The organism is Luteimonas notoginsengisoli, assembly GCF_042648885.1.
Lineage (GTDB): Bacteria > Pseudomonadota > Gammaproteobacteria > Xanthomonadales > Xanthomonadaceae > Luteimonas > Luteimonas notoginsengisoli.
In genome coordinates, this window is record NZ_JBHRYF010000008.1 from 834,608 (window position 1) to 849,337 (window position 14,730).

Consider the following 14,730-nt stretch of genomic DNA (forward strand, 5'->3'; position numbering starts at 1 on the left):
CGGGCTGATGCTCGACACCTTCCGCGAAGTCCACACGCCCGAAGGCGTCGCGCTGCGGTTGCCGGCCGCCGGCCCGGTGCCGCGCGCGCTGGCCTGGCTGATCGACCTGGGCATCCGCTTCGGCGTGCTGGGCGCGTCGAGCGCGCTGCTGGGCGTGCTCGGCAAGGCCGGCATCGGCGTGTACCTGATCCTCGTGTTCGTGATGCTGTGGCTGTACCCGGTGGTGTTCGAGGCCATGTTCGATGGCCAGACGCCGGGCAAGCGGGCGATGGAGCTGCGCGTGGTCTCCGCCGACGGCGCGCCGGTCGGCTGGCTGGCCTCCTTCGTCCGCAACCTGCTGCGCACGGTCGACGCGCTGCCGCTCGGCTACGGCTTCGGCCTGGCGGCGAGCCTGTGGGATCCGTTCGGCCGCCGCCTCGGCGACATGGTGGCCGGCACGCTGGTGGTGCACGCGCCGCGCCTGCGCGTGGCATCGACGCCGCCGGTGGCCGGCATGCACGCACCGGCGCATCCGCTGCGGCCGGAGGAGCAGCTGGCGGTGATCGCCTTCGCCGAACGCGCCGCGCAGCTGACGCCCGAGCGCCAGGAAGAGCTGGCCGACATCGCCGAACCGGCGACCGGCGCCCGCGGCGAACTCGGGGTGATGCGGCTGCTGGGCATTTCCAACTGGCTGCTCGGGCGGTGATGAAGCAGGCGCACTTCGTCGCGCGCCACCAGCGCGAGTGGGAGCAGTTCGCGCAGTGGCTCGATGCGCGCGCGGGCAGTCCGCGCAGCGCCCGGGCTGCGCGCGGCTGGCAGGGGATGCGCGACGAGGAGATGCCGGCGCGCTACCGGCGCCTGTGCCAGCAGCTTGCGCTCGCCCGCCGCCGCAACTACAGCCCGGTCGTGACCGCACGGCTGCAAGAGCTGATGCAGCGCGGCCACAACGCGCTGTACCGCCCGGCGCCCCCGCGCTGGCGGCGCGCGCTGGAATTCCTGCTGGCCGAATTCCCGCGCCTGGTGCGCGCGCAGCGGGGCTGCCTGTGGGCGTCGGCGGGGCTGTTCGTGGTGTCGACCGTGGCCATGTACCTCGCCGTGCGCTGGCGGCCGGAACTGATCCACAGCCTGTTCGATCCGCAGCAGCTGGCGCAGTTCGAATCGATGTACGACCCCGCCGCGCCGGACGCCAGGCTCGGCCGCGACAGCGGCAGCGACCTGGCGATGTTCGGCTACTACATCGCCAACAACATCGGCATCGGCTTCCGCACCTTCGCCAGCGGCCTGCTGGCCGGGGTCGGCTCGCTGCTGGTGCTGGTGTTCAACGGCGTGATCTTCGGCGCGGTGGCCGGGCACCTGCAGGGCATCGGCCACGGCGGGCCGTTCTGGCGCTTCGTGGCCGGGCATTCAGCGCCGGAGCTGTCGGCGATCGTGGTCGCCGGCGCCGCCGGCCTGCGGCTGGGACTCGACCTGGTCGCGCCGGGCCGCCGCAGCCGCCTCGACGCGCTGGTCGAAGGTGGCAAGGTTGGTGGCAAGCTGTGCCTGGGGGTGTTCGCGATGCTGCTGTTCGCGGCGTTCGTGGAAGCCTTCTGGTCGTCGATCGGATCGATCCCCGGGCCGGTTAAGTTCGCCGTCGGCGGGCTGCTGTGGGCGCTGGTGCTGGGCTGGCTCGGTTTCGCCGGGCGCGGGCGATCGATGACTGCGGAGCCGGCGCCGCTGCCGCCCGGTCGGCAACGGGGCAGCGCAGCGTGAAACTCGAATCCCTGCGCGTCGAACTGCGTCCGCGGACCCCCTGGGAAGCGGTCGAACTGGGCACCGCGCTGGTGCGCCGCAACGCCGCCGCGATCTGGATCCCGTGGCTGCTGCTGGTCGCGCCGGTGTTCGTCGCGGTCAACCTGGCCGCGCTCGCGGCCGGCCGGATCTGGATCGCGTGGCTGGCGATGTGGTGGCTCAAGCCGCTGTTCGACCGCATCCCGCTGTTCGTGCTGTCGCGCGCGGTGTTCGGCGAGACGCCCGGGGTGCGCGATACGCTGGCCGCGCAGCGCAGCTGGGGCTGGCGCGCGATGCGTGGGCACCTGTCGTGGCGCCGCATCAGTCTGGTCCGCGCGCTCGCGCTGCCGGTGGACCTGCTCGAAGGCGCCGATCCCGCGCGCCTGCGCGAGCGGCGCCGGGTGCTGGGCGACGCGGTGCGCGGACAGGGGATGCTGCTGACGCTGGTCTGCCTGCTGTTCGTCGCTGCGCTGTCGCTGTCGATGCTGTCGCTTGCGCTGTTGTTCGTGCCGTGGGAGTTCCTGCCCGAATCGGTGCGCGCGACCTGGTCGCTGCTGACCGTGCAGCCGCCGCCCTGGGCGCAGTTCGCGCTGCACGCGGTGGCGTGGATCGCGACCAGCGCGATCGAGCCGTTCTACGTCGGCGCCGGCTTCGGGCTGTATCTCAACCGCCGCACCCGGATCGAAGCCTGGGACGTGGAGATCGCCCTGCGGCGCATGCGTACGCGGCTGGCGTCGACGGCCACCGCGCTGTTGCTCGCGGTCGCCGTGGCGTCGACCTTGCCGCTGCCGTCGCAGGCCGCGCCACGCACCCCCACCGCGCAGGACGACGATCGCGCACCGGCAACGCGCAGCGACCGCGCCAGCGTGCCGCGCAGTGCCGCCGCGATGCATCTAAGCGACGTGTTCGGCGAGGCGCGCGTCGACGACCCGGGCTTCGACAGGGCGGTCGAACAGGCCTATCGCGATCCGCTGCTGCGGCCCAAGCGCACGCAGTCGCACTGGCAGGCGCGCCAACGCGAGCGCCACGCGCCGCCGCCGGACCTGGCGTTTCCCGCGCTGGCGAAGATCGTCGCCTTCATCGGCGAATTCGGCCTGTGGCTGCTGCTGCTCGCGCTGCTGGTGCTGCTGGCCGCCACGGCGAAGCGCTGGCTGCCCTGGCTGCGCGGCGGCCTGGTGGCCAGGACCTCGCCGGCGCCGGTGGAGGTAGCCGACGCGGCGCTGCCTGACGTGTTGCCGGAGGACATCGCCGCCGCGGCGCGCCGGCTGTGGCGCGAAGGCCGGCCGCGACGCGCGCTGGCCCTGCTGTACCGCGCCAGCGTCGAGGCGATGGCCGCGCGCGCGGCGGTGATGCTGGTGCCGGGCGCGACCGAATCCGAGTGCCTGCGCGCATCGCGGCGCATGCCCGACCCGCAGGACCGCGACGCCTTCGCGCGAGTGGTCCGCGTCTGGCAGTACGCGGCCTACGCACAGCGCCTGCCGGGCCAGGAGGAGTTCGATGGCCTGCTCGACACCCTCGCGCAGCGTTTCGGATGGGCGCGATGAAGGTGTCGTTGCGCAACGTCGGGCTGGTGGTGCTGGGCCTGCTGGTGTTGGCCGCGGCTGCGGCCTGGTGGACGTACAACTACGAATACGTCGAGCGCGAAGTCATCCTGCGGCCGCGCGGCGAGGCCAGCTACAACCCGCTGTACGCACTCAAGCTCGCGCTGCAGGCCGATGGCGTCCAGGCCCGGTCGCGGCAGCGCCTGCAGCTGGACGACATGCCGCCCGGCCCGCGCGACACGGTGCTGGTGCTCAGCGACCCGCGCACGCTGCCGGTCGAGGATGTGGAGCGCCTGCTCGACTGGGTCCGCGCCGGCGGCCACCTGCTGGTGCGCACCCCGCCGCTCGAGCGCGGCGAAGCCACCCGCGCGGGCGAGTTGTTCGATGCGCTGCGGCTTCGGCCGCTGGCCACCGGCGACTGCATGCGCCTTGCACCACCCGCGCGCGCCGGCGGCGAACGTGGCGACGACAGCAAAAAGGCGACGGGCGCCGCGTTTGCATTCTGCAGCGGCACGCGCTTCACCATGCTCGGCGTCGAACCGCTGCATGCCTGGGGCGATCTCGACAATGGTTACGCGTACGCGCGCTTGGCGCACGGCGCGGGCACCGTGGACGTGGTGGCGGACTTCGACTTCCTCACCAACGCCTCGCTCGAGCATCCGGCTTTCAGCGCGCTGGCGCGGCAGCTGCTGCAGCCGGGCTGGAAGCGCGGCACCGTGCACCTGGTCTACGCCGCCAACATGCCGTCGCTGTGGCGGTTGCTGCTGGAGCGGGCCTGGATGGCCTGGCTGCCGGCGCTGCTGGCCCTGGTCGCCTGGCTGTGGATGCGCACCCAGCGTTTCGGTCCGCGGCTGCCGTCGCCGGAGCCGGCGCGGCGTGCGTTGCTCGAACACGTGCAGGCCAGCGGCGAGCACCTGTGGCGCTACGGCCGCGCGTCGGCGCTCTATGCCGCGGTGCGCGAGGTGTTCATGGCGCGGCTGCGCCGCCGCGATCCGCTGGCCGCCGCGCTCGACGGCCGGGCCCAGGTCGAAGCCATCGCCCGCCGCACCGGCGCGTCGCCCGCCGACATCGAACAAGCCCTGCAGACGCCGCGTCCCAACGACGGTGCCGATTTCCGCCAGCGCATCGCAAGACTCCTCCAGTTGAGGCAACAGCTATGACCGAACCGCAACCGCTTCCCGCCCCGATCACCGGCGACGCCCTCGCCACCCACGTCGCCGCGGTGCGGGACGAGGTGTCCAAGGCCTTCATCGGCCAGGCCGACGTACTCGACCAGATCCTGGTCGCGCTGCTCGCCGGCGGCCACGTGCTGGTCGAAGGCGTGCCCGGGCTGGGCAAGACCCTGCTCGTGCGCGCGCTGGCGCAGGCGCTGGGCTGCAGCTTCGCGCGCGTGCAGTTCACGCCCGACCTGATGCCCAGCGACGTCAGCGGCCACGCGGTCTACGACCCGAAGACCGAAAGCTTCGTGGTCCGGCGCGGTCCGGTGTTCACCCACCTGCTGCTGGCCGACGAGATCAACCGCGCGCCGGCCAAGACCCAGTCGGCGCTGCTGGAAGTGATGCAGGAACAGCAGGTGACCATCGAGGGATCGAGCTTCGCGCTGCCGCCGCCGTTCATGGCCCTGGCCACGCAGAACCCGGTCGAACAGGAAGGCACTTATCCGCTGCCCGAAGCGCAGCTCGACCGCTTCCTGCTCAAGGTGCTGATCGACTATCCGTCGCAGGCCGACGAAGCGCGGATGGTCGCGGCGGTCAGCGCCGGCCGCACCGCCGCCGGCTTCGAACTGTCGCAGGTGGCGCAGGTGCTGTCGGCCGATGACATCGTGGCGATGCAGCTGGGTACCGGGCAGGTGACGCTGGACGACGCGGTGGTGCAGTACGCGGTACGCATCGCCGCGGCCACGCGCAAGTGGCCGGGCATCGCGCTGGGCGCCGGCCCGCGCGGCAGCCTGGCGCTGGTGCGCGCCGCGCGCGCGCAGGCGGTGCTGATGGGGCGCGACTTCGTCACCCCCGACGACATCCGCGACATCGCCAAGCCGGCGCTGCGCCACCGCATCGCGCTGGCGCCGGAGCTGCAGATCGAAGGCCAGGACCCCGACCAGGTGCTGCACGCGCTGCTGGCCAAGGTGGAGGCGCCGAGGCAGTGAGGGCGGTGCGTGCCCGTTGCTGTCACGGCCCTGGCGCGAAGGCGACGCCGGGTTCCGGCAGGGCCTGGATTCCACGCGGTCGCGGCAAGGCAGTGCGTGAGGGTGTCGCGACGGGTCGTCGGCCATGAGACCGGCCCCGCTCCTGGTCGTGCTGCTCGCGCTATGGGCCGCGCTCGGCATCGCCGCCAGCTTCGGCGTCCTGCCCGAGCGCTGGTGGCTATGCACGGGCGCGGCGATCGTGGTCGCAGCGCTGCTGGATTTGTTGCGCCTGCGTCGCCGGGCCACGCCCGAAGTGGTGCGCGAACTGCCGGAGGCGCTGCCGGTCGGGGTCGAGCGCGAAGTCACGCTGCACGTCGAATCGGGCCCGCGCCGCCAGCGCGTGGACGTGTTCGACCTGCATCCGGGCGGCTGGGAATCGAGCGGCCTGCCGCGGACGCTGCGGCTGCCGCCGGGCACGGTGTCGAGCTTCGGCTATCGCCTGCGCCCGACCGCACGCGGCGATTTCCGCTTCGAAGGCGTGCAGCTGCGCCTGCTGTCGCCGTGGCGGCTGTGGCGCCAGTCGCGCGTCGCCGGCGTACCGCAGGCGGTGCGCGTGTTTCCCAACTTCGCGCCGCTGGCGCGCTTCGCCCTGCTGTCGGCCGAGCAGGCCTCGCGCATGGTCGGTGCGCACCTCAAGCGCCGCCGCGGCGAGGGCACCGACTTCCACCAGATGCGCGAGTACCGCATTGGTGACAGCCTGCGCCAGATCGACTGGAAGGCCACGGCGCGCGCGCGGCGGCTGATCTCGCGCGAATACCAGGACGAGAAGAACCAGCAGCTGATCGTGGTGCTCGACACCGGCCGCCGCATGCTCGCGCGCGAAACCGCCCCGGAGGCGGGTGGGCGCGCGCTGGCGCATTTCGACCACGCGCTGGACGCCGCGCTGGTGGTGTCGTACCTCGCGCTGCGCCAGGGCGACGCAGTGGGATTGTTCGCTACCGGCGGCGAGCAGCGCTGGGTCGCGCCGCAGCGCAGCCTTGGCGCGATCGACACCCTGCTGCGCGCCAGCTACGACCTGCAGCCGCAGCCGGTGGCCACGGACTACCTGGTCGCCGCCACCGGACTGTCGCTGCGCCAGCGCCGCCGCGGACTGTTGATGCTGGTGACCAACCTGCGCGACGAGGACAGCGAGGACCTGCTGGCCGCGGTGCGGATGCTGCAGCGCCGCCACCTCGTGGTGGTGGCGAGCCTTCGCGAACGCGCCATCGACGATGCGCTGGAAAACCCGGTGCATGAACTCCCCGACGCCCTGCGCGCCGCCGCCGCCGCCCGCTACCTTGCCCAGCGCGCCGCGGTGCACGACGCCCTGCGCCACCAGCGCGTGATGGTGCTGGACGTGACCTGTGAACAGCTGCCCGCGGCGCTGGTGGAGAACTACCTGGCGATCAAGCGCGACGGAAGGCTGTAGCCGTCCCGCGGCAGCGACGCTGCTCTTGTAGAAGCGGCTTCAGCCGCGAGCTCTCAGCGTTGGCCCTGCCCCTGCGACAGCAGGACAGGGAGGGGATGGTCATGATTCGCGCTGATCCCGAAGACACTGCTCCTCTGCCTCCGCAGGAGAGTCGAAGCTCGCGGCTGAGGAGCTCCTACCGAGCGCGCGGTTCGACGAGTCGTCGAGCGCGCGGCTGGGTTCTGTTCCGAGCAGAAAAGCTCGCTGCTGAAGCCGCTCCCACGATGGCCGCGGGTGCGACTAGTCCCCCGTCACCAGCAACGCATCGCGCTCGCGCAGCGCCGCGTAGGCCTCGTCGGTGTACGGACGTATGCCGTGCCAGAGCTTGAAGGCTTCGGCGGCCTGTTCGACGAGCATGCCCACGCCGTCGATCGCGTGGTGCGCGCCTGCCGCGCGAGCCCAGGCCAGGAACGGAATCGCCACTTCGCCGTAGCTCAGGTCGACGCACGCCGTGCGCGCACCGACCAGCGAGGTCGGCAGCGTCGGCAGGCCGCTTCCCGCTTCGCCCGCGGCCGGCGCGCGCGCAGCGGACGTGGCGTTGATGACCAGGTCGAACTCGCCCAGCGCCGCCAGGTCCTCGAGGTAGCGTGAATGCACGTGCTTGGGCAGGCCGAGCTTGTCGACCAGTGCATCGGCGCGGGCGCTGGTGCGGTTGACGATGAACAGGTCGCCGATGCCGGCGTCGATCAGCGCCGGCGCCACGCCGTGCGCGGCCCCGCCGGCGCCGAGCAGCAGGGTGCGGCGCTGGCGAAGGTCCAGGCCGTGGCGGCCGGTGAGGTCGCGGACCAGGCCGACGCCGTCGGTGTTGTCGCCGCGCCAGTGCCCGCCGTCGCGCACCAGGGTGTTGACCGCGCCGGCGCGCCGCGCGCGGTCGCTGGCGTCGGCGCACAGCGCGAGCGCGGCTTCCTTCAACGGCAGGGTCACGCTGGCGCCGCTGCCGCCAGCGGCGGCGAAGGCATCGAGCGCGCTGGCAAAGGTGTCGGGTGTCGCGTCGATCGCCTCGAAGCGCAGCGCGACGCCGGTCTGGCGGCCGAAGCGTGCGTGGATGCGCGGCGACAGCGAGTGCGCGATCGGGTGGCCGAACACGGCGTGGTGGGATTCGGTCATGGCAGGCCCTGTGCGGCGAGGAATCGTGCGGCGGCGACGTGTTTGCCGCCGACCGCGGCGGTCGCGGCCAGTGTACTCCGCCGGTTTGTGGAGTCTTTGCGATGGCGCGCGGCGATCGCCGCGCATGGCAGGCGTGCCGCTCGCGCATCCACGACCGGTCTCCACGACCGGTCCCGCGCCGCCCGCTAGACTGCCGCCGATCCGAACGGAGAGCGGCGATGGGACAGGCGGAAGTGCGTGCGATGGAGCCTGCGTGGACCGTGCTTGCGGTGACGTTGGCCACGGCCGCCGTGGCCGGCTGCGGCGCGGCGCGCGCGGCGCTGCAGGAATTCGGCATCGAAGGCATGGGGGTGGTGTCGACCCCGCACGTCGAGGTGCGCGCGAGCGTCAGCCCGGATGGCCAGCGCGTGGTCTGGGGCAGCACCGACCGTCCCGGCGGCGCCGGCGGCTGGGACCTGTGGCAGGCCACGCTGCGCGACGGCCGCTGGCAGGACCCGCAGCCGCTGCCACTCAACTCGGCGGACAACGACTTCGACCCCGCCTTCAGCGCCGACGGCCGCTGGCTGTACTTCTTCTCCAACCGCGCCGGCGGCTTCGGCGGCGACGACCTCTATCGCGCGCAGGTCAACGCCGAAGGCGGCTTCGGCGAAGCGGTGAATCTCGGCGCCGGCGTCAACAGCCCGGGCGACGAATGGGCGCCGACGCCCGGCGCCGATGGCGCGCACCTGCTGTTCGCCAGCGATGGTTTCGGCGGGGCCGGCGGCCATGAGCTGTTCGTCGCCGCATGGGACGGCGCGGCGTTCGTCGCGCCGCAGCCGGTGTCGGGCATCAACACCGCGGCCGACGAGTTCGACGCGGCGTGGCTGGGCGATGGCAAGGCGATCGTGTTCGCGCGTTCGGACGACGCCGCGAACGCGCCGGTCCGGCTGATGCTCGCGCAGTGCAATGGCAGCGCCTATGCCGATGCCCTGCCGCTGGCGCTGTCGTTCAACACCGCCGAAGGCACCACGCTCGGCCCGGTGGTGGACCTGTCCAAGCCGACGGAACTGCTGCTTACCGGCGCGGCGACGGCGCCGAAGGCGGGCAAGCTCGATATCTACCGCATGCGTGCACCGGCGGTGACCGGCCAGCCGGGCTGCCTGTAGGAGCGGCGGAAGCCGCGACCGACGATTCCGCGCAAGCCATCGCGGCTTCCGCAGTTCCTACGCGCGTGACCCTGTGGGGGCCGCTTCGGGCGCCAGCTTTCCCGCACAGGAAGCTGCAGCGTCCGGATGCCGGATCTCCCGGCAACAACTCGCGGCTGAAGCCGCTCCCACACAGGCTAATGGCAGGACGGCTCAGGCGCCTTCGCGCAGCCAGCGCGCCGCGTCGAGCGCGAAGTAGGTCAGCACGCCATCGGCGCCGGCGCGCTTGAAGCCCAGCAGCGCCTCCAGCGCGCACTTGCGCTCGTCAAGCCAGCCGTTGGCGAACGCGGCCTTGAGCATCGCGTACTCGCCGCTGACCTGGTACGCGTACGTCGGCACGCCGAACTCGTCCTTCACCCGGCGCACGATGTCCAGGTATGGCATGCCGGGCTTGACCATCACCATGTCAGCGCCTTCCTCGAGGTCCAGCGCCACTTCGCGCAGCGCCTCGTCGGAGTTGCCCGGGTCCATCTGGTAGGTGCGCTTGTCGGCCTTGCCCAGCGCGCTCGCCGAGCCCACCGCGTCGCGGAACGGGCCATAGAAGCTGCTCGCGTACTTGGCCGCGTAGGCGAGGATGCGGGTGTGGATGAAGCCGTCCTGCTCGAGCGCCGCGCGGATCGCACCGATGCGGCCGTCCATCATGTCGCTGGGCGCGACCACGTCGGCGCCGGCGCGCGCGTGCGACAGCGCCTGCTGCACCAGCGCCTCGACGGTGACGTCGTTCATCACGTAGCCGGTGTCGTCGACGATGCCGTCCTGGCCGTGCGAGGTGTACGGGTCGAGCGCGACGTCGGTGATCACGCCGAGATGCGGGAAGCGCTGCTTCAACGCGCCGATCGCGCGCTGGCACAGCCCGTCGTCGTCCCACGCGGCAACCGCGTCGAGCGACTTGGCATCGGGCGCGGTGACCGGGAACAGCGCCAGCGCCGGGATCCGCAGCTCGCTGGCGGCTTCGGCCACGCGCAGCAGCTCGTCGATCGACAGCCGCTCGACGCCCGGCATCGACGGCACCGCGGCGCGACCGGCCGGTTCGTGCACGAAGACCGGATAGATCAGGTCGTCGGCGGTGAGCACGGACTCGCGCATCAGGCGGCGCGAAAAATCATCGCGGCGCATGCGCCGCGGACGGAGGTAGGGATAGGTCATGCGGGCATTTTACGCCGCGGCGGCGGTGGACGTCCGCAGTGCATTGGTGGGAGCGGCTTCAGCCGCGAGCTCTTTCCCGCAATCGGCAAGGAATCAAAGCTCGCGGCTGAAGCCGCTCCCACAAGGACTTCCGGTACGCAAGCCGGCATGGAGCCCGCGCTCAGATCATCCCGCCGCCCAGCATCAGCCGCACCACGGCGACCACGATCACCAGGCCGTTCAGCGCCAGCCCGGTCTTGGCCCGGCCGCGGTTGCCCGGGGCGGTGAGCATCACGCCGATCGCGGCGATGATCGCGCCCACGGCGGCGAACGGAATCAGGAACCAGTTGCCCCATCCGAGCAGCGGAATGAGCGCGACGATCATCCAGAGCATCGCGACGATGCCCCAGAGCAGGCTGATGAGTCCCATGACGTGTGTCCCTCGTGGTGTGCGGCGTGCCTGTGGCACGCCTGTTGAATCGGCTCCACAGACGCGGATCGGCGGCGCGACCTGCGTCATGTGTCGTAGAAGTTTGCTTCATCCAGCGACAGGATGTCTCGCCGTGCCGGGATGATGGCCACGGCAGGCTGGTCCGGAACGCCGAATTCCCGGGCCCGATGCGGATCCCGGGCCTTCAGCCATGCACGCCGTCGATTTCCACCGCCAGCTCGCGCCGGCAGATCGCCGCGTGCAGCAGCACCCGCGGCACGCTGTCGCCGAGGCGGCGGTCGAGGGCGTCGGCGACGGTCGCCATGTCGTCGTGATCGCGCACGTACACCTTGAGCCGGGTGCCCGGGCCGAAGTGCGCCGGCAGCGACGGCTGGCGCGCGCGCGCCGCGCCGACCAGGGCGTCGAAGTTGTTGAAGGTCTCGTCGAGCTGGGCGAGCAGTTCGCCCTCGTGCGCGGTGGCGTGGCCGACCACGCTGGCCGTGCCCGACAGCAGCAGCGGCATCGCGCTGCCCGGCGGCGGCAGCATGGCGCGGGCGAAGCTGGGCTGCTGCGGGCCGTACTGGCGCGGGTAGCGGTAGGCGCTGACCTGGCGCGGGTTCTCCACCGGCGTGCCGGGCGTGCGCGCGGCCAGCCAGTAGACCTGGACCACCCGGGCGTCGTCGCAGCGGCCGATCGCGGTGGCCGCCGGCAGGTGGTGCGCGTCGAAGTCGCCGAGCCCGCGCGCGCGACCGACGCAGAATTCGCGATAGCGCTCGGCATCGCCTTCGCCCAGGGTGATGGCGTCGAGGTAGTTCCAGACCCGCAGCAGGTGCGGCGTGTCGCTGCCGCGGACGAAGGCGGTCATGCGCGCATAGGCGTGCCGGGCCGCCGCGGTGATCGCGGAGTCCGCGCCGGCCGCGTACGGCGCCTCGTCGACCTCGATCGCCCCGAACAGCAGCTGGCCGTCGGTCGCCCAGCGGATGGCGCCGCCGGCGTGCGCGGGGCCGGGCTCGCGGCCGTGGAGCACCGGCGCGTTGGCGCGCCACACCTCGAACGGCGCGACGCCGTGCGGCATCAGCGGCACGCGCAGGTAGCGCGGATCGTCGTGCGCGTGCGGCACGTCGCCGAAGCCGAACACGGCCAGCGTGTCGTCGCCGAGCAGCGGCATGGGCGATGCGGCGCGGACGTAATCGACCCGCAGCCGCGGCACCGCGGGCCCCGGCATCGAGTGCAGCGGCCGGCTCACGGGTTGCCTGCCTGCAGGGAGTCGCCGTCGAAGTCCGCGCGAGCCTGGCGCCGGCGATGCCACCAGTCGCGCAGCGCGCGCGGCGCCATGGCCAGCGAGGCGACGGCGTACAGCACGCGGAACATCCGCAGCCGGCGCCGTACCCGCGGACTGTCGAACACGTCGCCGGCCAGCATCGCCACCACCGCCTGCTCGATCTTCAGGTAGTTCTGCGGATTGGCGAACAGGTGCTTCATGGTGGGCGAGGTGAAGCGGTAGATGAACCACTTGAACTCGTCCAGGCCGTCGACGAGCCGACGCTCGGTGTCGCGCTGCAGCCGCGCTTCGCACGCCGGATCGCGCAGCGCGCCGTCGACCACCTCGGCGCCCTGCTCGGCGCCGTGCATGCCCAGGTACACGCCGGAGGAAAACATCGGGTCGACGAAGTTCCACGCGTCGCCGACCAGCAGCCAGCCCGGTCCCGACATGCGCGTGCATTCGTAGGCGTAGTTGCCGGTGACGTGCACCGGCGCCACGCGCTGCGCGCCCTCCATGCGCCGCTTCACTTCCGGGATCGCCTCCAGCGTGCGCAGCAGGAAGCCCTCGCTGTCGCCCTTGCGGGTCTTGAGGTAGTCGGGATAGCAGACCGCGCCGACGCTCATGTCGCCATCGGCCAGCGGGATCAGCCACGCCCAGCCGTGCTCGTGGCGGTAGATGCTGACGTTGCCGGCGTCGCGGCCGGGACGCCGCTCGACGCCGCGGTAATGGCTGAACACCGCCGCCGACTGGTGGCGCGGGTTCTTGCGCTTGAGCTTGAGCTTGCCGCCGAGGAAGGCATCGCGGCCGCTGGCGTCGACCACGTAGCGCGGGCGGAAGGCCAGCGTGTTGCCGTCTGCGGCCTGCGCGTGCACCAGCGACGGGCGGTCGCCCGCGTCGAACTCGACCCGTTCCACCTTGACCTGCTCGCGCGCGTCGACGCCGTTCTCGCGCGCGTGCTCGAACAGCACCTGGTCGAACTGCTCGCGCTTGACGTGATAGGCGTGCGGGAACTTGGCATCGAGCGCGTTGGCGAAATCGAAGGTGTTGTAGCCACCCTCGTCGCGCGGGAAGTCGGCGCCGAGCTTGCGCATGCCGATCGCATCGACCTTCTCCAGCGCGCCCAGGCGCTCGAGGATCGGCATGTTCATCGGCAGCAGCGACTCGCCGATATGGAAGCGCGGATGGCGGTCCTTCTCCAGCATCGTCACCTGCCAGCCCTTGCGCGCCAGCAGGGTGGCGATGGTGCTGCCGGCCGGTCCGCCGCCGATCACCAGCACGTCGGTTTCGATGCAGGGGGGCGTTTCCGGCGCTGCGTCGTGGCTGGCGGAAACATCGGGCTGGGCGCGGTGCGTGGTCATCCTGAATGCGGGCGCTGTCTGGCGGGAATGGCCAATCATGATAGCGGCTGCGTCCGGCGCCCAGTTGCGCGACCGGGCGCGATGCTGGATCGTTGCAGCCCCCGGAAGCGGCGGACCACGCCCGCGCCGCACCCAACCGACCTCCCGACGGAAGCCCGATGTCACCGCAAACCGATGCCGAACGCGAACTGGCCGAACTGCTGGTCGAAAGCCTGAACCTGGAAGTCGAACCGGGTGCGATCGACCCCGAGGCGTCGCTGTTCAACACCGGCCTGGGGCTGGATTCGATCGACGCGCTCGAACTGGCGCTGGCGATCAGCAAGCGCTACGGGTTCCAGCTGCGCTCCGACAACGACGAAAACCGCCGCATCTTCGCTTCGCTGCGCGCGCTGTCGGCGCACGTCGAGCAGAACAAGGCAGCCTGATCCCGCGCCCGTCGCCGGGTCCCGCCTGCGGGCGGACCGTGCGTCGGGGCCGCAACCGCACGACAACCGGGGCGCCGTCGGCGCCCGCCGCCACTTCCGCTTCCATCGGTGACCGTGCCGTGACTCTCGTCTTCCAGGCGCTGCTGGCGCTGGCCTACACCGTGCTGGCGCATCTTTCCAACGCCTGGGACCGCCCCGGCCTGGCGGCGCTCGCGCTGGCGCTGCTGGCGCTGATGCTGCTGCTGCCGCCGATGCTGCAGCGTCGCTGGTGGGCGTGGGCGACCCTGCCGCTGCTGTTGCTCGGCGTGCTGCTGCTGCATCGCCACGGGCTGGTGCGCGCGCCGATGCTGCTGGTGCCGGTGGCGTTCGTGGCGCTGATCGCGTGGTGGTTCGGGCGCAGCCTGCGCGATGGCAAGGTGCCGCTGATCACCCGCATCGTGTCGAAGCTCGACGACACCACGCCGGCGCAGATGGCGCCCGACCTGCTGCGCTACACGCGCCGCCTCACGGCGGCCTGGGCCTGGCTGCTGGCCGGACTGGCGGTAGTGAACCTGGTGCTGGCGCTGGTCGCCGTGCCCGACGGCCTGCTGGCCACGCTGGGCCTGCCGTCGCCGCTGCCGGTGACGCGGGCGCAGTGGTCGTGGTTCGCCAACATCTGCAACTACGGGATCGTGGGCGGCTTCTTCATCGCCGAGTACCAGTTCCGCAAGCGCCATTTCCCCGGGCGCTACGACAGCTTCCTGGACTTCCTGCGCAAGCTCGCCACGCTGGGACCGGCCTTCTGGCGGGATTTCCTGAAGCCCTGAGCGGTCGATCGGGCGATCGGGCACCGCCAACGGCCAAGCCTGGCCAGCGCGTTCCGCCCCGGATCCCCGATCCCCGATCCGGCTCTTCGGTATCCTTCGCCCGTGCAACAGC

At 72.0% G+C, this 14,730-nt stretch carries 14 protein-coding genes; 9 read left to right on the forward strand and 5 right to left on the reverse strand.

Translation table 11 applies throughout. The features are described 5' to 3' along the window. The first annotated feature begins 7 nt into the window (after positions 1-7). From ACFOM9_RS11615 to ACFOM9_RS11640, 6 genes are all read left to right on the forward strand, one after another. On the forward strand, positions 8-685 hold the full coding sequence (locus tag ACFOM9_RS11615) for an RDD family protein (protein ID WP_386710636.1): 678 nt from the start codon (positions 8-10) through the stop codon (positions 683-685). Continuing rightward, complete coding sequence (locus ACFOM9_RS11620) at positions 685-1,728, forward strand: stage II sporulation protein M (RefSeq protein WP_386710639.1); 1,044 nt, start codon at positions 685-687, stop codon at positions 1,726-1,728. Before ACFOM9_RS11615 ends, ACFOM9_RS11620 begins: the two co-directional genes overlap by 1 nt. Beyond that, positions 1,725-3,290, forward strand: a complete 1,566-nt coding sequence (locus tag ACFOM9_RS11625; protein ID WP_386710642.1) for a DUF4129 domain-containing protein — start codon at positions 1,725-1,727, stop codon at positions 3,288-3,290. The genes ACFOM9_RS11620 and ACFOM9_RS11625 overlap by 4 nt, the downstream gene beginning before the upstream one ends. Beyond that, a complete protein-coding gene (locus ACFOM9_RS11630) occupies positions 3,287-4,447 on the forward strand; it encodes a DUF4350 domain-containing protein (protein ID WP_386710645.1) in 1,161 nt (386 codons plus the stop codon). The genes ACFOM9_RS11625 and ACFOM9_RS11630 overlap by 4 nt, the downstream gene beginning before the upstream one ends. After that, the gene (locus tag ACFOM9_RS11635) at positions 4,444-5,433 is read left to right on the forward strand and encodes an AAA family ATPase (protein WP_386710648.1); all 990 of its coding nucleotides are present in this window, start codon (positions 4,444-4,446) and stop codon (positions 5,431-5,433) included. Before ACFOM9_RS11630 ends, ACFOM9_RS11635 begins: the two co-directional genes overlap by 4 nt. 124 nt (positions 5,434-5,557) lie before the next feature. Beyond that, positions 5,558-6,880 (forward strand): DUF58 domain-containing protein, encoded by a 1,323-nt coding sequence (locus ACFOM9_RS11640; RefSeq protein ID WP_386710651.1) that lies wholly within the window; start codon positions 5,558-5,560, stop codon positions 6,878-6,880. A gap of 279 nt (positions 6,881-7,159) precedes the next feature. On the opposite strand, the gene aroE is transcribed toward ACFOM9_RS11640, so the two are convergent. Further along, positions 7,160-8,026, reverse strand: a complete 867-nt coding sequence (gene aroE, locus ACFOM9_RS11645) for a shikimate dehydrogenase (protein ID WP_386710654.1) — start codon at positions 8,024-8,026, stop codon at positions 7,160-7,162. A gap of 242 nt (positions 8,027-8,268) precedes the next feature. Between aroE and ACFOM9_RS11650 the strand changes: the two genes are divergently transcribed. Next, positions 8,269-9,171: a TolB family protein gene (locus tag ACFOM9_RS11650; protein ID WP_386711052.1), complete on the forward strand. Its 903-nt coding sequence runs from the start codon at positions 8,269-8,271 to the stop codon at positions 9,169-9,171. A gap of 192 nt (positions 9,172-9,363) precedes the next feature. Here ACFOM9_RS11650 and hemB read toward each other — a convergent pair whose 3' ends face one another. From hemB to ACFOM9_RS11670, 4 genes are all read right to left on the reverse strand, one after another. Further along, positions 9,364-10,356, reverse strand: coding sequence for a porphobilinogen synthase (gene hemB / locus ACFOM9_RS11655; protein WP_386710657.1), 993 nt, complete (start codon positions 10,354-10,356; stop codon positions 9,364-9,366). Positions 10,357-10,516: 160 nt separating this feature from the next. Beyond that, a complete protein-coding gene (locus tag ACFOM9_RS11660; protein WP_386710660.1) occupies positions 10,517-10,765 on the reverse strand; it encodes a hypothetical protein in 249 nt (82 codons plus the stop codon). A 205-nt stretch (positions 10,766-10,970) separates the two neighbouring features. Continuing rightward, positions 10,971-11,990, reverse strand: a complete 1,020-nt coding sequence (locus ACFOM9_RS11665) for a chorismate transformation enzyme, FkbO/Hyg5 family (protein ID WP_386711055.1) — start codon at positions 11,988-11,990, stop codon at positions 10,971-10,973. A 17-nt stretch (positions 11,991-12,007) separates the two neighbouring features. After that, positions 12,008-13,387, reverse strand: a complete 1,380-nt coding sequence (locus ACFOM9_RS11670; RefSeq protein WP_386710663.1) for an NAD(P)/FAD-dependent oxidoreductase — start codon at positions 13,385-13,387, stop codon at positions 12,008-12,010. A 158-nt stretch (positions 13,388-13,545) separates the two neighbouring features. Between ACFOM9_RS11670 and ACFOM9_RS11675 the strand changes: the two genes are divergently transcribed. Both ACFOM9_RS11675 and ACFOM9_RS11680 read left to right on the forward strand, forming a co-directional pair. Continuing rightward, the gene (locus ACFOM9_RS11675) at positions 13,546-13,812 is read left to right on the forward strand and encodes a phosphopantetheine-binding protein (RefSeq protein WP_386710666.1); all 267 of its coding nucleotides are present in this window, start codon (positions 13,546-13,548) and stop codon (positions 13,810-13,812) included. A 119-nt stretch (positions 13,813-13,931) separates the two neighbouring features. Then, the gene (locus ACFOM9_RS11680; RefSeq protein WP_386710669.1) at positions 13,932-14,618 is read left to right on the forward strand and encodes a ketosynthase; all 687 of its coding nucleotides are present in this window, start codon (positions 13,932-13,934) and stop codon (positions 14,616-14,618) included. Positions 14,619-14,730: the final 112 nt, after the last annotated feature.